Annotated in this window: 24 protein-coding genes; 21 read left to right on the forward strand and 3 right to left on the reverse strand. The window is 41.5% G+C overall.

The window, feature by feature from the left end; genetic code table 11:
* Window positions 1-25: 25 nt before the first annotated feature.
* Both R2Q84_RS20250 and R2Q84_RS20255 read left to right on the forward strand, forming a co-directional pair.
* On the forward strand, window positions 26-403 hold the full coding sequence (locus R2Q84_RS20250; RefSeq protein WP_316818420.1) for a hypothetical protein: 378 nt from the start codon (window positions 26-28) through the stop codon (window positions 401-403).
* Window positions 404-492: 89 nt separating this feature from the next.
* Complete coding sequence (locus tag R2Q84_RS20255; protein ID WP_316818421.1) at window positions 493-1,176, forward strand: conjugal transfer protein TraI; 684 nt, start codon at window positions 493-495, stop codon at window positions 1,174-1,176.
* On the opposite strand, the gene R2Q84_RS20260 is transcribed toward R2Q84_RS20255, so the two are convergent.
* Window positions 1,173-1,541 carry a VOC family protein gene (locus R2Q84_RS20260; RefSeq protein WP_316818422.1) on the reverse strand — a complete coding sequence of 123 codons (369 nt, stop codon included), beginning with the start codon at window positions 1,539-1,541 and terminating at the stop codon, window positions 1,173-1,175. The genes R2Q84_RS20255 and R2Q84_RS20260 overlap by 4 nt on opposite strands.
* Window positions 1,542-1,575: 34 nt before the next feature.
* Here R2Q84_RS20260 and R2Q84_RS20265 point away from each other — a divergent pair, with 34 nt between their 5' ends.
* From R2Q84_RS20265 to R2Q84_RS20315, 11 genes are all read left to right on the forward strand, one after another.
* The gene (locus R2Q84_RS20265; RefSeq protein ID WP_316818423.1) at window positions 1,576-2,238 is read left to right on the forward strand and encodes a hypothetical protein; all 663 of its coding nucleotides are present in this window, start codon (window positions 1,576-1,578) and stop codon (window positions 2,236-2,238) included.
* Window positions 2,222-2,863, forward strand: a complete 642-nt coding sequence (locus R2Q84_RS20270; RefSeq protein WP_316818424.1) for a TerB family tellurite resistance protein — start codon at window positions 2,222-2,224, stop codon at window positions 2,861-2,863. Before R2Q84_RS20265 ends, R2Q84_RS20270 begins: the two co-directional genes overlap by 17 nt.
* Before the next feature lie 97 nt (window positions 2,864-2,960).
* Complete coding sequence (traJ, locus tag R2Q84_RS20275) at window positions 2,961-4,079, forward strand: conjugative transposon protein TraJ (protein ID WP_316818425.1); 1,119 nt, start codon at window positions 2,961-2,963, stop codon at window positions 4,077-4,079.
* A gap of 18 nt (window positions 4,080-4,097) precedes the next feature.
* Window positions 4,098-4,715 (forward strand): conjugative transposon protein TraK, encoded by a 618-nt coding sequence (traK, locus tag R2Q84_RS20280; RefSeq protein WP_316818426.1) that lies wholly within the window; start codon window positions 4,098-4,100, stop codon window positions 4,713-4,715.
* 4 nt (window positions 4,716-4,719) lie between these two features.
* Window positions 4,720-4,944: a hypothetical protein gene (locus R2Q84_RS20285; RefSeq protein ID WP_316818427.1), complete on the forward strand. Its 225-nt coding sequence runs from the start codon at window positions 4,720-4,722 to the stop codon at window positions 4,942-4,944.
* Window positions 4,945-4,963: 19 nt separating this feature from the next.
* Window positions 4,964-6,028: a conjugative transposon protein TraM gene (gene traM / locus R2Q84_RS20290; protein WP_316818428.1), complete on the forward strand. Its 1,065-nt coding sequence runs from the start codon at window positions 4,964-4,966 to the stop codon at window positions 6,026-6,028.
* Window position 6,029: 1 nt separating this feature from the next.
* Window positions 6,030-7,103 (forward strand): hypothetical protein, encoded by a 1,074-nt coding sequence (locus R2Q84_RS20295; RefSeq protein WP_316818429.1) that lies wholly within the window; start codon window positions 6,030-6,032, stop codon window positions 7,101-7,103.
* Between the two features lie 22 nt (window positions 7,104-7,125).
* Window positions 7,126-8,130 carry a hypothetical protein gene (locus R2Q84_RS20300; RefSeq protein ID WP_316818430.1) on the forward strand — a complete coding sequence of 335 codons (1,005 nt, stop codon included), beginning with the start codon at window positions 7,126-7,128 and terminating at the stop codon, window positions 8,128-8,130.
* A 68-nt stretch (window positions 8,131-8,198) separates the two neighbouring features.
* Window positions 8,199-8,375, forward strand: a complete 177-nt coding sequence (locus R2Q84_RS20305; protein WP_316818431.1) for a histone H1 — start codon at window positions 8,199-8,201, stop codon at window positions 8,373-8,375.
* 106 nt (window positions 8,376-8,481) lie between these two features.
* The gene (locus R2Q84_RS20310) at window positions 8,482-9,207 is read left to right on the forward strand and encodes a hypothetical protein (RefSeq protein ID WP_316818432.1); all 726 of its coding nucleotides are present in this window, start codon (window positions 8,482-8,484) and stop codon (window positions 9,205-9,207) included.
* A 144-nt stretch (window positions 9,208-9,351) separates the two neighbouring features.
* The gene (locus R2Q84_RS20315; RefSeq protein ID WP_316818433.1) at window positions 9,352-9,903 is read left to right on the forward strand and encodes a hypothetical protein; all 552 of its coding nucleotides are present in this window, start codon (window positions 9,352-9,354) and stop codon (window positions 9,901-9,903) included.
* Between the two features lie 292 nt (window positions 9,904-10,195).
* Here the strand turns inward: R2Q84_RS20315 and R2Q84_RS20320 are convergent, their stop codons facing one another.
* Both R2Q84_RS20320 and R2Q84_RS20325 read right to left on the reverse strand, forming a co-directional pair.
* A complete protein-coding gene (locus tag R2Q84_RS20320; protein ID WP_316818434.1) occupies window positions 10,196-11,014 on the reverse strand; it encodes a PD-(D/E)XK nuclease domain-containing protein in 819 nt (272 codons plus the stop codon).
* Between the two features lie 75 nt (window positions 11,015-11,089).
* Window positions 11,090-11,509, reverse strand: coding sequence for a hypothetical protein (locus R2Q84_RS20325; protein WP_316818435.1), 420 nt, complete (start codon window positions 11,507-11,509; stop codon window positions 11,090-11,092).
* A gap of 190 nt (window positions 11,510-11,699) precedes the next feature.
* On the opposite strand from R2Q84_RS20325, the gene R2Q84_RS20330 reads away from it, so the two are divergent.
* The 8 genes from R2Q84_RS20330 to R2Q84_RS20365 all read left to right on the forward strand — a co-directional run bounded on the left by R2Q84_RS20330 (window position 11,700) and on the right by R2Q84_RS20365 (window position 15,927).
* Entirely contained in the window at window positions 11,700-12,266 is a 567-nt protein-coding gene (locus R2Q84_RS20330) for a UPF0758 domain-containing protein (protein ID WP_316818436.1), read from the forward strand.
* A 315-nt stretch (window positions 12,267-12,581) separates the two neighbouring features.
* Window positions 12,582-13,262 carry a hypothetical protein gene (locus R2Q84_RS20335; RefSeq protein WP_316818437.1) on the forward strand — a complete coding sequence of 227 codons (681 nt, stop codon included), beginning with the start codon at window positions 12,582-12,584 and terminating at the stop codon, window positions 13,260-13,262.
* A gap of 56 nt (window positions 13,263-13,318) precedes the next feature.
* Complete coding sequence (locus tag R2Q84_RS20340) at window positions 13,319-13,519, forward strand: hypothetical protein (RefSeq protein ID WP_316818438.1); 201 nt, start codon at window positions 13,319-13,321, stop codon at window positions 13,517-13,519.
* A gap of 11 nt (window positions 13,520-13,530) precedes the next feature.
* Window positions 13,531-14,610 (forward strand): DUF932 domain-containing protein, encoded by a 1,080-nt coding sequence (locus R2Q84_RS20345; protein ID WP_316818439.1) that lies wholly within the window; start codon window positions 13,531-13,533, stop codon window positions 14,608-14,610.
* A 44-nt stretch (window positions 14,611-14,654) separates the two neighbouring features.
* On the forward strand, window positions 14,655-15,128 hold the full coding sequence (locus tag R2Q84_RS20350; protein ID WP_316818440.1) for a hypothetical protein: 474 nt from the start codon (window positions 14,655-14,657) through the stop codon (window positions 15,126-15,128).
* Window positions 15,129-15,140: 12 nt separating this feature from the next.
* On the forward strand, window positions 15,141-15,350 hold the full coding sequence (locus R2Q84_RS20355) for a hypothetical protein (RefSeq protein WP_316818441.1): 210 nt from the start codon (window positions 15,141-15,143) through the stop codon (window positions 15,348-15,350).
* An 11-nt stretch (window positions 15,351-15,361) separates the two neighbouring features.
* A complete protein-coding gene (locus tag R2Q84_RS20360) occupies window positions 15,362-15,583 on the forward strand; it encodes a hypothetical protein (protein ID WP_316818442.1) in 222 nt (73 codons plus the stop codon).
* The gene (locus tag R2Q84_RS20365; protein ID WP_316818443.1) at window positions 15,580-15,927 is read left to right on the forward strand and encodes a hypothetical protein; all 348 of its coding nucleotides are present in this window, start codon (window positions 15,580-15,582) and stop codon (window positions 15,925-15,927) included. The genes R2Q84_RS20360 and R2Q84_RS20365 overlap by 4 nt, the downstream gene beginning before the upstream one ends.
* Window positions 15,928-16,015: the final 88 nt, after the last annotated feature.

A 16,015-nucleotide genomic window follows, 5' to 3' on the forward strand; every position in this document is an offset into this window, starting at 1 on the left:
TTGTAAACCTATTAAATTTTGTGTGATGAAAACAAGTGTTTATCTATTGCTGTGGCTGTTGCTTTTTAGTCTGGCTTGTCAGCAGAAAAAGACGGAGGATTTTATTCCGGGAGTGTATGTGAATCATTCTAAAGGTGAATATAGTATTGCGGATGATACGCTGGTGGTAAGGCTAGTGGATGGTCGTAATTACCAGATTATTCGCAGTACGGGGTTTAACCGCATGGTGGATGGAGAGCGCAGAGAGCTCGGAAAGCGGGAGTATGAGCGGGAAACCTGGAGCGGGGTTTATGATGCTGGGACTGGGGTGATCAATGAAAGCAGGTATGGTAAAGTGCTCAGCTTTTTTCCGGATTCTGGATTACTTCGGGTGAGTAGCCGGGTGTATAAAAAAATCAAGTAAAAATAATCAATTTTTTGGATATGCATATCTCTAACCCAGCCAGGGTATGGCCATGCCTTGGCTTTTTAAAAAAGAAAATAACAAAAGTTATGAAGAAGTACATGGTCATTCTGCCATTGAGTACCATGACCTTGATGGTGGCTGTACCCAAAGGGGCGACGGCTCAGATCGCGGTTGTGGAGGTCATTAAGGCGGGAGTTAAGAAAGTAATTAAGGCAGTGGATCTGAAGATTCAGCGTTTGCAGAACCAGACGATCTGGTTGCAGAATGCGCAGAAGGTTTTAGAGAATCAGATGTCGAAGTTAAAGCTTGGGGAGATTGCGGACTGGACTAACCGGCAGAAGGAGCTTTATAAGAACTATTACAATGAGCTGTGGGAGATTAAATCTTATCTGACTTATTTCAAGCGGATCAAAGAGCTGACCCAGAAACAGGTGGCGATTGTGGATGAGTATAAGTGGGCATGGGGACTGTTTAAAAAGGACAAGCATTTCTCAGGTGAGGAACTGGATTACATGGAGAAGGTCTATTCGGGTATTCTGGAAGAAAGTATCAAGAATCTGGACCAGATCTTTCTGGTGATTAATTCCTTTAAGACCCAGATGAGTGATGCGGCGAGACTGGAGTTGATTTCCCAGGCGGCCGATCAGATGGATGAGAATTACGGGGCGCTGAAGCGCTTTAATTCTGGTAATATCCAGACTTCTTTGCAGCGGGCGAAGTCGCTGGATGAGGTAGCTGTTTTAAAGGAAATCTATGGGGTCGGGAATTAAAGTATTTCATGGGCGATGGTGCTGCCGAATACCAGGGTATTGCCGTCAGGATCATCTACGGCAAAGTCCCTCATGCCGTATACGCGGTCTTCCAGGGTTACTGAGATGATAGCCCCGTTTGCGCTTAGCCGCTGGTAATAGTCATCTACATGGTCTATGTCTATGCAAAGGTGCGCGCTACCGGCAGGTTTTTTTCGTCCGGGATTTTCTGCGCCGCTGATGTGCACGAAGACTTCGTCTATAAACAGGCCCGCATACTGGCCGAATTCAAAATCAAATGTGAAGCCCAGGACCTTAGTATAGTAATCAAGGGAACTGCGGAAATCATTTACATGGATTACGGTGGCTGAACTGAATGCTTTCATGGGCTTGGGCTTTAATTCATTTAAACTTTAACGAATGGTTGAATATAAAATTATAAAAAATAAAGTGATGTGCCTGTTTGCTGCAGGGCTACTGGTTTGTGGTTTTCCGCTATCGGGGGCTGCTCAAACTTTCGGAGAGTTTTTTAAGCAAAAGAAAACGCAGAAACGGTACCTGTTACAGCAGATTGCGGCTTTGAAAGTGTATTTGGGCTATGCTAAAAAAGGTTATGAGATGGTGGGATCGGGATTGAGGACTGTTCGTGATATTACTAACGGGGAATTCTCTCTTCACAATGCTTTTATCTCTTCGCTTAAAAAGGTAAGCCCGTTTGTGCGCAGTAATAGTAAGGTAGCGGAGACTATCGCCTGTCAGCTGGGGGTAATGCGTGCTTTTGATATCGGTGAAAGGGATAAGCTACCGGTCTCCAGTCAGCTGTATCTGCAGGATGTAAAAGCTCATTTGCTGGATGAATGCTTTAAAGACCTGGAGGAGTTGCTGCTGGTGGTAACTGCGGGAAAAGTGGAAATGAATGATTTGGAAAGGTTGGAAAGATTGGATAAGGTTTATCTCTCGATGATGGATAAGTACAGTTTTGCTTTGGATTTTTCAGTGCAGGTGAAACTGCTGATTGCTTCGGGAATGAAAGATCAGGAATCAATTAATTATTTAAAAAAGCTTTATGAAAACGATAAATAAAATACTGTTTGCGGCGCTATTGCCGCCGATGCTGGGTTTAGGTGCTTCTGTTCGGGCGCAAAGTACCGAGGTGCAGCAATTGCTGCTGAACGTGGAGAAATTAAGCCAGTTAAAGAATATCCTGGCTGATATGAAAAAGGGATATACTGTGGTGATGGGTGGTTATAATACCATTAAGAACATCTCCCAGGGGAATTTTTCGCTGCACGAGTTCTTTTTAGACGGGCTGCTGCTGGTGAGTCCCGAGGTGAAAAAATACCGTAGGGTGATTGATATTATTGATTACCAGAAGGCTTTGATCAGAGAGTATAAGCGGGCATATCAGCGGTTTCAAAGGTCGGGCAATTTCGGGGTTGGGGAATTGGAATACTTGGGCAGGGTGTACAAGCAGTTGTTTGATCAGAGCGTGGATAACCTGGATGAGCTGGCGATGGTGATTACTTCCAGTAAGCTAAGGATGAATGACCAGGAGCGGTTAGCAGCTATTGACAGGATCTTTGCTTCGACTGAAGAAAAGCTGGCGTTTTTACGCTATTTCAATGAGCAGGGGTTGCTATTGAATAAACAGCGGGAGAAGGAGCGTTTGGAGATAGAGGCGATCAGGGGTATTTATAGTCTGGAGTAATTGCTTTGGTATGAAAAGATTATTTAAGGTTTTGTATTTGCTTGTAACTGCCCTTGTTTTTCCCCAATTGGCATTTGCTCAGGGCGGTGGGAGCGTCTTGGCCGGAGAGATCGCCGGATTGCAAAGTGTGCTGGACAGGGTGTACAGTGAGATGTTGCCCCTTTGCAGTGGGCTGATTGGCGCTGGTCGGGCGATCGCGGGGTTTGGCGCGCTATGGTATATCGCAAACAGGGTTTGGCGGCAGATAGCAGCGGCTGAACCGATTGATTTTTATCCGCTGATGCGTCCATTTGCGATTGGTCTTGCGATTGTGCTTTTTCCGGCGGTGATGGCTGTATTTAATGGGGTATTGCAGGTGAGTGTGATCGGAACGCAAGGAATGGTCAGGGATTCGGATAAGGCGATTAAGGCTTTGCTTTTACATAAGGAAAGGGAGCTGAAAAAGTCGATCAAATATAAGTTGTATGTGGGGGCTGATGGTGATGGAGACCGCAAGGAGTGGTATAAATATACGCACCCGAAAGACCCCCAGGGGCAGGATGAGAATTTTTTAGAGGGGATTGGTAATGATATCCGCTTTTGGGCTGACCGGCAGGATTATAAGATGCGGCATTCTTTTAAGCAGTTTATGAGTGAGATTTTGCAGGTGCTTTATCAGTCTGCGGCGTTGTGTATCAATACCCTGCGGGTGTTCTTTCTGATTGTGCTTGCTGTACTTGGGCCGCTGGTTTTGGGATTTTCGGTGTTTGATGGTTTGCAGCATACGCTTTCGGTCTGGATTGCGCGGTACATCAATATCTTTTTGTGGTTGCCTATTGCCAATATCTTCGGTGCCATTTTAGGTAAGATCCAGCAGAATATGATTAAGCTGGATATCGCTGAAGTGGCCAGTCAGGGGGATACTTTCTTTTCCAGTACTGATTTAGCTTATCTCATTTTTTTAATTATTGGCATCGCTGGGTATTGCTGCGTACCAACGGTAGCAAATTATGTGGTACACGCGGGTGGTGGAAATTCTATCCTGACTAAAGTAAATTCTATGGTGTCCGGGGGAAGTGCGATGAGCCAGCATGTCGGGACTAAGAGTTACGCTGGCGCAAGGCAAGGAGCGGGAATGATCGTAGACCGCTTTGATGATGCGCGCAGAAACCTGTTACACGGCATGGCTGAAGCTGCCGGTTCAGATTATTTCAAGGATAAATTATCGGGTAAGTAACCATTTAAAATTCATTTTATGTTCAGTCAATTCAAAAATATAGATACGGCTTTCAGGCACATCAAGCTATTCAGCTATCTGTTTCTTGCCGGGAATGTGCTGGTGGTATGCTTTGGACTTTTCCTGTTTGCTAAGGTCAGCAGGGAACAGGCACAACGGGTTTACATCCTTTATAACGGGAAAGTTTTACATGCTTTTGCTTCAGAAAGAAAGAGTAATCTACCAGTGGAACTCCGGGACCACATCAAGACCTTTCATCAGTACTTTTTTACACTTTCTCCTGATGATAAGGCCATCCAGGTAACTATTGGGAAAGCTTTATACCTGGCGGATGAAAGTGCAAAAAGGGCTTATGATAATCTCCGGGAACAGGGGTTTTATAATAACCTGATTTCAGCGAATATCTCTCAGCAGATCGAAGTGGACAGCACTAAACTGGATCTGGATTCTGAACCTTTTGGTTTTATGTGCTTTGCCAGGCAAAAACTGGTGCGCAGTAGCGGAGTTACTTATCGAAGACTGGTAACCCGCGGTCAGGTTCGTTTGCTCCAGCAGCAGAGTGATGATAATCCGCATGGTTTTCTGATCCAGCGCTGGGAGATCGTGGAAAATAGGGATGAACCTGTAAATCCTTAGGGCTATGAGATTATTTAAAAAGCGTGTCAGGCAAGAGCAGGTTGGGTTTGCCGCTATTCTGGCTGAAAAAATAACAGCTGGTATTTTAACCAGGCAGCGTAAATGGGCGTATTATCTGAACCGTAAAGCAAGTAAGCTTTCATTTAAAAGCAGGTGCTTTGCATTATTTGCCTTTTGCCTGATATCGGGTAGTTACCTGGTTTTTCTGCTGGTCTCATCAATTCTTTAGTTACTAAAATCAATTCAATATGGAAACAAGTTTAAAAGACAAAAGGAAAAAGCGGTTGCTACTGGTATTGCCTTTACTGGTGTTTTGTCCGCTGCTGGCATTTTTTGCAATCAAAGGGGCGGGGGGGCAGTTTTCTTCCGATAAGGAAACTTTACCGCAGGGGATTAATACCAGTTTGCCGGATGCGAAGCTGGAAAAGCAAGAACCTGCCAGTAAACTGGGCTTCTATGAAAGGGCTGGTAAGGATACCAGTTCGGTAACTGGTACTGGTTTTAATGAATCTATGCAAGGTTTTAATCTCTCCAGTAACAGGACCGGCCCGCAGGAGGACCGGATCAATCAAAGGCTCATGGTATTGAATCAGGAACTGGCAAGGCCGATAGAAAATGCGGCTCCAGTTAAGGATAGGTTTCAACAGGTACAGAATGTGAATATGAGAAGCGATGTGGATCGCCTGGAGATGTTGATGAGATCTATGCAGGATAAAAAGGAGGAGGACCCCGAGATGCAGCAGCTGGGCGGTATGTTACAGCAGATTATTGATATCCAGCATCCTGAACTGGTTAAGGAAAGGTTGTCAAAGCGCACTTTAGCTGGTGGTAGCCCGGATAGTTTGTTTAAGGCTATTCCTGCGGTTGTGGTCAATAAAGGGAAAATTGTGCATGGGGCGAGTGTTGAATTGTGTTTACAGGATAGCGTGCGGTTAGGCGGGCAATTGATCCCAAAAGGACATCAGGTATTTGGGGTATGCAGGATCACAAACCAGCGGCTGATGGTGGATATCAGGAATATCCGTATTGGGAATTCTATTGTTCCGGCCAGCCTGTCTGTTTATAGTCTGGACGGAATGGAGGGGTTGAATGCACCTGAAGCGATGCTGACTGATGCTTTGAACAGCGGGACAGTTGATGCCAGCAGTTCAATCGGGCTGGGCGGTTTTGAGCAGTCTTTGGTAACACAAGTGGCCGGGGCGGGTATTGATGCAGCGAAGGGTTTACTTTCAAAGAAGCTTAGGCGCGTTAAAGTGAGTTTAAAGGCTGGGGAGGAAGTTTTGCTTAGGAATAATCAGAATCAAACCCGATAAGATGGAATATAAAGTAAATAGGGCTAAAGCATTATGGGAGCATTGGGAACTTCGGGAAAAGGAATTGGGAAAGATAGGGGAAATGACCGATGAACATCCGGTAGATATCACCCGGCAAAAATATGACTTTTTGCGCGAGGGGTATTACCGATTGTCTGAAAACCCACTTCGTAATGAGACCGCTTACCGGGAAATGATCCGGGTAATCTGTGATAAACTGCAAAAGCAACTTTATCCTAATAGGGCTTTGAGAGCCTTGCACCGCTTAAAGGTTGCTGTGTTAGATTGCCCGGCTCACCTTAAAGCTCATCAGGAATTGGTCAGTGGTAACCTTTTCAGGCTTAAAAAGGCATTTGACTCCCGTGGACTGGATGTCTTTGCTGCTAAACTGGATTATTACCTGGATTATCAGCGGGAGAAAATTTCTATTCCCGTAGCAGGCCAGCTTGATGGTTCTCGTACAGTAACCTTAATTCAGGATTTGCAGCTGAACGGAAAGGGACAATATGAGCTGATGGGAATGGATGCGAGTATTTATGGATCAGCTGATCCGATGTACCATGTCAGTATTCGTATTGACCGGGAGTTTAATTTGAACAGGGCTCAGATTGGAAACCTGCTTCAGCAACGTCCGGTATATCTCTATCCTGACAAGCACCCCGGTTTAGCGGAAAATCAGTGGCTTCAGGTAGCAAGGGGGCAGGATTATGGTGAATTCCGTTTGAATTTGTTTGGCGCTGATTATGGTTATGATCTTAGTGCTCATCTGGATAAGTTGGCGGCTGAAACGGGGATTTACAGGGTAACTGCTGCTGATGTGATTTCTCAACTTAACCAGGGGCATCAGGTGAAGGTAAGCGGCAGGCATCCGATGGATCAGCCGGTGTTTATTGAAGCAAGTCCGGGTACAAAAGGAATTTTGATCCGGGATGTTGATCAAAATGTAATAGGCCTGGATGAAATGTTTCTGGGCAGCAGGCAAGCTAAGGAAAAGGAGCGGGGAAATCAGCTTGATGTTTCCCAAAATCAATCAAAAAATAATCAACAGGATCAATCCTTTGGTCTTGGTTCTTAATTATTAACCTAATCAATTTATTATGACGTTGAATTTGAATAACCTGGAAGACAGGAAAGAAGAAATGGCGGCGCTTAAGGCTTCTGATGCTGCTATTGTGAAAATGGAGGAGATGATGCGTAGTGGCTTACCTGCATTTCGCGTGAATGAAGCGCATCCTGCAATTAAAGGGCAGGTAGATGTGGTGTATCATTTTCAAAAGGGTAGGAATTCTGATAATTTTTACCTGAATAGGTATACGGTTGCCCATAATGTGGGTAAGCCTTTACTTGAAGGGCATCGTTATATGGTGTTTACCCCAGGTGAGGAGAAAAATAATATAAAACACCTGGATAATATTACTGAAGCTATTGAACTGTTCCAGAAACGTGGGCCAAAAGTGGAACTGGCGGTGGGTAAGAATGCGCAGGATAAGGTGACTATTGCCAGTATGGATGAGGGTAAGGTGAATTATGTGAACCGTGAATACAGGGGAACTTATTACGGGAAATTCGTTACTCAGACGGTTTGGCCGGAGAAGGGTAAGGGTTTTACTGTGCCACAATCCGCTCAGATGATCCAGGGGCATTCTGTGTTTCGCGATGATCTGGTAAATTTTAAGACGGGTTTGGTGTATGCTGCTTGGGTGAAACTGGATATGGATAAGGGAGTGGGCAGGTCTGGGAATTTTGATTTGCAGCAATACCGTGTTCCGGAGTATGGTTTTATTTTGAGTAAGGTGCTCGATGAGTATAAAATCAAGGAGTTGCAGGACCCGGCTAAAAGGGAGGAACTGGAACGTAAGCTGGAGAATGGTTTTACGCCGCTGGTTACGGTAGAAAAAGATGGACAGTCTTTGAAGGTGCTGTTGGAAGCTTCGCCAAGGTATAGTAAAATGAACTTTTATAACCTGGATGGCAGGATGGAAAAAAGGGAGCAGTTTGAAGCTAAACTGGCTCCTGAATTGAATCGTGTAGCGGAGATCTTTCCGAAAAAAGACCAAGCTAAGGAGGCTGAAAAATCCGAGGAAATGGGTATTGGCAGGTAATTTAAATTGTATTAGCTTAGTTTTCTGAAATTAACTAACCAAGTATAAAAAAGCAAAAAAGTAATTGAATGGAAAAGTTTGAAAAAGTTAAGCAGCTTGTCGCTTCTATTGAGGCTGATGCGGACAAATTCTACAACAAAGCTAACGGTGCTGCAGGTACCAGAATCCGTAAAGGAATGCAGGATTTAAAGGTGTTGGCTGGTGAAATCCGTAAAGAGGTAACTGAACGTAAGAACAGTAAATAGGATAACTGTTGTTTTGGGAATTATGGAACCTGATCACTTTGTGGTCAGGTTTTTTTGCAGCTTTCTTTCCAATCTTACATATCTTCGTAATAGCAAAACAAACAATATGTATGATATATCCCGACTTGGGCAATCACTAGAAGAAAGCTTAGCTAATGATAAATTGACAGAAATGGTTGCGGATCTTGGAGATGTTACGTTAGATCAACTTGTTGAAACAGGTGATTCACTGCCGATAATCTCCTTTATATCTAAATCGATAAAAACTTACAATAGCGTTCGAGATCATTTTTTTATGGAAAAAGTGATACGCTATTTAACAGAAATTGCAACTATATCACCAGAGCTAAGACTTAAAGTTATAGAGAGAATAACGAATGATCCTATTTACGGAGCTAAGTTTGGCAAAAAGATACTTAATATTATCGATCGGCTGGACGATGATATAAAAGCTTATTACTTAGCTAAGGCCTATCGATATCTTGCAGAAGGTCAAATTACGCTAGAATTCTATCTTCGTTTGGGCACTATGTTAGATAGCATGTATCTAGCTAACTTGGAAACCCTTCAAAATGACTGGATCTCATTGCCAGGATTTCCAACAAATAGCGTATTTGAGACCCTTGGATTAGCAAGACAGTCTTTTCATATATTCGATGTGAAAAATCCTGGCAAGGGAATTACTGCAGAAAAGTACAGAGTCGTATATCAACCCGGCTATCGACTTACAGAAACCGGTCGTGTTGTCAATAATATTTTTCTTGGAAAACCAGTTTACTACAAATCTAGATATACTACAATTGAAGAGTTTAATAAACATGTTAAATACTAATCGTTAGAAATGACACTCGATTAATTTCATCGGCTGTAGTAATGAGGAGAGGAGCAGATGTTTTTATGTGTAACCCTGAAAATTGTCTAGATGTTAAAAACTAAACATTTTAGTTAGTTAATTATTGAGTAAATTTATCCTTTAATGGAAACAAGTAAGGATTATTTAATTGGTTTATTAAAGGATAAGTATGAGCATGAAATGCGTAGAAAATCAGACTTTGATAATTCGTTGAATATCCCCATAACTTTGCTGACTGCACTGTTTGCGGGAATTTACTTTGTATCCACTGATGCTTCTTTAAAGATACTTTCATGCCCCCTGACAATAACGAAGTGGATATTGCTTGTTTTGCTATTTTTAAGCAGTGTCATAACCATGGTCTTATTGTTTAAAGTATACTTTGGTTATAAGCGCGCTTACTGTACTTTTCCGGATAGCAAAACCGTTGTCGAAAATGATTTTAAAGCATTGGAAAAATATCATGAAGAATATAATAAAAACAAATATGAGGCGAGTCTGCTTGATAGTCTAAAGGATAGAGTGGTAACTTGGTATCTTGAATGCAATAATAACAATACGCCTGTTAATGATTCCCGTGCAGATGCACTTTTTTACGCACGTCTTTCGATTTGTATTTCTTTAAGCATAGGACTAGTACTTTTAATTTTTATATGTTATCTTAAATCTCTTTAATATGGCCAAAAAAACAAGTCCACCACCACCTCCTCCGCGTCCCAGTCCTGTAAGGCAAGAAAGATCAGCTGGTTCAGATAAATCCTTACCAAGACCTGTCCAGAAATCAAAGTAAAATTTAAAGTGTAAAAATATGAGTAAACAAAATCAAACACCACCACCACAACCACCACCGTCTCCGGTCAGGAGAGAGAAGTCTGATACGATAGCTCCTCAGCCTTCTACAACTAAGAAATAGAATTTGCCGGTATTTTTGCCGGCTTTTTTATTATAAATGGATAGAATCTAAGTTTTATGCAAGCTTTTCGTAAATGAATCCATTAATATTTTTACTGGTTTTATCAAAGCTTATACCGATACCAGTTATTTCTTTATGTTCGATAATAAACTTTTCAGCATAGGCTTTATTTTTTATCTGCTGTAAAGCGACTTTGCTCTTATCTAAACTATCCTCAAATTTAAATTCAATAATGTATATTATATCCATAAACCGAATGACTGCATCAATTCTACCATTGTTTGTTAGTTCTTCAGAAATGATCTCAAAGCCCAATAATTTTAAAATTAAATGGACATTTGAATGAAAATATCCTTCATGAACTTTAGTTATTGCATAAGATACAGAAGCCAGAATACTTTTCAATATGTCAATAAATTTTGGAACATTTTTCGTAACTAGATAATATCTTAATTCCTGATAGGGGATTAAGACATCCTCCATTTCATATACCTGTTTGACATAGTCGATCATCTGTACGAGATCATCTTTAATTTCCTGAATTTTTACAATAACAAAGTCAGTATCTTCATCTACATTATTTATGTCAATAAGATGCTGATGGTCATTTAAGTAGGTTTTAAAATTGGCAAGGAAGTTAAACAGACGTTCAGGTGTTACGAATTTGTGAGGAATTAAACGTTCTGCGTACAAATTATCCTCTATATTACTATGTATGCTAATTACGAAATCCATTAAACGGGTTCCCTTCTTTAGCTTGTATATTTCATGTTGTCTATTCTGATGGGTTGTTTTGTAGAAGTAATTTATGTCTTCATAACGAGTAGAAAAAAAATCAGATATGTATTTTTCTAATGTTTCAATTTTGTTCATTCCTTAAAATTAATGCTTCGATAACTTAAATTGACCGGTAAATTAAGGAAACAAGTTAGTGCTTTTAATGCCAATTTATTTTTTAAGATCGAGAATGTTGGCTTGTTCTGGTATATTAATGAATTCAATAATACTATCACTTATTGAAAATCCCAGATCAAAGCAGAAGTACCATGGACGGTTATTTATTAATTTTACATTGGTATAAAATTTTGGGTTAAACTCTTTCCAATCTTTCAGACGCTCAATTTCTACATAGGTATATTCATCCTCACTTTCCTGTGGTGCATGCTTTCTAAGAAACTCATAATTCCTTTTGATGATCTTAAGGATCTCTGATTTGTTTTTATGAACGGGTAGTTTTCCTTCGGCTTTCTTTTTTTTATTGAAGCTGTTCCTGCACGTATCCCCACAAAATCGTTTGTCATTACGGCTTCCTAGTGGAAATGTGATCCCGCAGAATTCACATTTATTAACTTTCAACTCTTCTTTCATTATTTGACTTAAAGGTTTAGCATATAACTCTATTTAGCTCGTAAAAGTTTTTGAGATCGGGTAATTGTTTTTTGGATCGGGTAATGTAAGTTTTTATCGGGTAGTGTTTTAACTGATCAAGTAAGTGTAAATAATACCGAATGATGACCATTTGCTGTTTCAATTTTGTGGCGTACTAATTCTTATGACTATGAAAAATAACACGTTGGCTACAGAAACTTTTTCTAATAGGAACATGCATTATTTCCTTGATTTTAAGGTAGCGGAAAATAATAGTAATTACATCCGTATTGCGCGCAGTGATCAGCAACCTGATCAGTCTTATGTGCGTTCTCAGGTGGTGATTTTTGAGGAGGACTTCCATTTTTTAATCCAGGCTTTTGCTTCGCTTTTTAAGAGTGTGATTGATAAGGATCAAAAGGAGGTTAATGTGCATGAGTTGCGTGAAGCGCGAATTCAGCACCAGAAAGGCATTAAGGGGATGGAGCCTGATCTTCGGCCGAGGGAGAAATTGCTTGCCCGTGGTGCTTATGTTTTGTCTGATGCTGAACTGTTGGCACTGCTAATAGGTTCTGGTGCTTCGGATTTGACGGCGGTTGATTTGGGTAAGCAGATTATGGGGTCTATTGGTGATGAGCCGAGCAGGTTGGCTTTTTTGGATGCCGACCGGTTGAAGCTTTTTAAAGGTATGGGTGTTGCCAAATCGTGTTCTGTTTTGGCGGCTGTTGAGATTGCCCGCAGGATGTATGGCTTTTAGGCTGTTGGTTTTCGTTTAGATTTTTGGGCTGGTGTTTTTGCGCTGCATTTAAGGATAAGGGGGTGCTATGGCTTTTTTAAGTCAGGGAAAAATGGCCTCTCGGGTCTTTTGGTTACAAATTTCTGAACAATCCCTTTTCCGTCAAGACCGGTGCCCCTTCGGGGTTTGCTGAAAAAAAATCTCCACACCTCGCTACGCTCGGGTTGTATTTTTTTTCGCAAAGTCTTGCCTTGAAAAAGGGATTGCATTCAGGTGCGGGGTGGTATCAAAAAACAGGAGGCTCCGGCCGACTGGATTTTTTAAAGGCAAAATCCCATGAAAACACAAATTGGCAGAGGCCCACCCACAGCACCTAAAGGCAGGGATTGCATCCCGAAGATGATGCGCCTGTATGATTTCGCCCCTTTTGGGGTAGTTCTTATTTCTCATTTAATCATTTTAAAAAACAACATTATGAAAACTACAATAATCGAATCTGGAAAAACTAACGCTATAGCTGGTCAAGTTTCTCAAAGTCCGGTAGGGGCGGCAAGTACTGGTATTGTATCTAACAAGTCTTTTGAGGTTAAAGCAGAGGTTAAACCGCAGGAAGCATCTAAAGTGGAGAATGTTAATGCTGATAAAAAAGAAAATGCGGTTATAAAGTCCGAATCGTCTAAAGCGGAGTTGAGGGATCAACTGGCTACGCAGAAACCTGCTTTGAATTTGGAAAGTACTTTGAAATTGGTGGAGCAGTTGCACCGCCGTAAGATTCAAAGGGATAAGTTGATTGATACGATTGATAATTTGGGTGAGTTTGAGGTGGCGCAGCAAAATGATGCGGAGGAAACAGATAGCAATCATTTTCAGGGTTGTGAGCTAACGATTGAGGATGATAAGCGCAGGGAATTTGTGACTAAAAATCCTGTGATTATCAAAAAGGTAGCGGAGTTTATCCATACGCTTTGTGTGGACAGGTTGGCGGAGATCGAGGGGGAAATCTTTTTACCTGCTTAGTGTTTTGATGCCTCTGCTGGGCTAGCAGGGGCATTGCTTACTCATTTATACTAATCATGATGAAATACGAAACCATTTACATGATGGTTCGGGTGGTAGTCCACGCCGACCATACCAGTATTGCCGAGATCGTGGGGGAGGTTGAGAACTATTCCAAATTAAGTTTAACCGATACGGCAAATGTGAATATTCTGGAAACTGAAATTTTGGTGTCCAGAGTGCGCAAACCTAAAGCTAAAAATCTTTTAACTCTTTAAATTTTTAAGTGATGGCACATGATATTAATTACAATAGTCACACTGAAAAGCATAGTTTTTTCAGCGTGAAACAAAAAGCATGGCACGGATTGGGTCAGATTATTGAAGATTACCCAACCAGTGGGGAAGCAATCCGGCATGCGGGATTAGATTACACGGTAGAAAGGCGGCCTTTATTTACGGTGGATAAACCCAATTTGGTGACTTTTAAAGACCCCGATGCAGATGATTATTTCGATGAGGTGACTGCGGGTATTTTAGTGCCGGATTTTTATGCGAATGTGCGGGAAGATACCGAAGATGTTTTGGGTGTAGTGGGGAAGGATTATCAGATTGTCCAGAACATGGAAGCTTTTTCTTTCTTTGATAGTATTGTAGGGGGAAAAGATGGGATTTTGTATGAAACAGCGGGCGCATTGGGTAAAGGGGAACGTATTTTTATCACAGCAAAGTTGCCTGATTATATCCGTGTGGGCAGAAATGACTGTATAGAAAAGTATATTTTCCTAAGTACTTCGCACGATGGTTATGGGAGTATTACCGCTGCTTTTACACCTGTTCGCATTGTATGCCAAAATACTTTAAATGCTGCAATGAAAAATCATACCAACTGTATTAAAATCCGGCATACCTCTAGTGCCACCGAAAGATTGAAACAGGCGCACCGTTTAATGGGATTGAGCAATTTGCTGGCAAATGAACTGGAACAGGTGTTTAATCAATGGTCAAAAATCCGAATTACAGATGAGCAGGTGAAAAGATTGGTGCAAATGGCAATGGCACCAAATCCGGAAACCTTGCAGAACCTGAAGCAGGGTAAAACCGGGGAATTTTCTACAGTTTATAACAATGTGGTTGATGCAGTGACCAGCTACGCTTTTACCAGCCCTACCCAGCAGGATTTAACCACAAAAGGTACGCTGTATGGCGCATATAATGCGGTTACCGGCTATTATCAGAATGTTCGGAATTACAAGGACGGGGAGAGCAAGTTTAAAAGTATTTTGTACGGTACGGGCTTACAACGGGGTCAGACTGCTTTTGACCTCTGCACGGCCTATGCTAAAACTGGGGCAGGTGTCTTAAACTAAATTGGGGGCAATGCCCCCAAATCATTCATTTTAATAATCATGTTATGGCAAATTGGTGCTTAAATACGGTAACGTTTGAAGCAGATGGAACCGTTATGGAAAAAATACGTGTCTTGTTTTTGGAAATGGCGGAGCGAGAAATATTATATTTTAGAGGGCAATTGCCTCAGTTCTGTTCTAACAAGCACGGTTATCTTTTTGAGATTGACTGGGAAAATGACGAATTGTTTTACCTGACCAAATGGTCACCCAATATTACTGTGATGATTGCTGTGGCTAATCATTATGGTGCTTGCTTTGTCTATAATTATCAGGAACTGGCCATGGGCATATATGGTGTAGCAATCTATAAAGGGGGGACACTTTGGGATGTTTATCTGGAACCGGATGATTTTACACTATTCAATTACTTTGAACAAGCGGACAAATATGAGTTTGAAGGCAAGCATTATACCAATGAATTTGAAGTGCTTGATATCTTGTTGCAACGCAAGATAGAGCGGATTTATAAATGTTAAATCTCTGCGGTTATGGTTCACTACATTACAGATTTAGACGGGAATCTCTTGGAGGTGACCGACTTAAAAGAAGCAATTTTTCAAGTGGCTATGTATATAAGTTATCTGCACGATCAGCCGAGAGAGGAACTGGAAATTTTTGCTCACAGACGCAAAATCTATTGGAAAGACATTTATACTAAGCTTAACCAGTTGAAAATTAAACAGTCGCTAAGTGCTTAAATGGAAAAACAATGGAAACACTTTTTTTAGCCTTGCTAACGGTCATTAAACAGAAATCGTATTTGAGAGAAAGAATGTACCTCGCTGAAAGTCTGCAGGGAGCAAAAGACCTGTTTATTATGGCTTGTTGTGCAGATTATTTTGATGCACTGGAAAGATATGGCTTTTATGGCAGGCTGACCGATGAAACAGTACAGGCATTTTATGAATTTATGAAAGGACAGAAGTTATGAGTTTTAGAACAGAGCTGGCGAAATTAGCCTTAGCACAGATCAACTTTCAGGTCATGGTACAGTTTGAAGAAATGACCTCGGACATTGATCTTTTTGATACCGCCGTTGCGGAATATGATGGAGTGATCCTGCAATTGCTTTTCCCTAATCCGGCTGCAGGTTACCCGAAATTTCAACTGCTGAAAACTGACATTGGCTTATCAGAACCGACGAGCTATTTTGAAAATGGAGCAGGGGAAACTGATTTAACTATACAGGAGGTAATTATCTTAGTGAACGTTTATGTTCAGGCAGTACAGCAGACGTATAAAGGCAAGAACAAACCGCCCGGTCTGAAAGATTAACTGGTTGTAAATTACTTCTTATATCGCACTATAAGGACTATTGAGGTCTATCCCAGCTTTGGAATAGACCTTTTTTTTGGGGCTGCCT

It is taken from the genome of Pedobacter nyackensis (genome assembly GCF_032678475.1).
GTDB classification, from domain to species: Bacteria; Bacteroidota; Bacteroidia; order Sphingobacteriales; family Sphingobacteriaceae; genus Pedobacter; species Pedobacter nyackensis_A.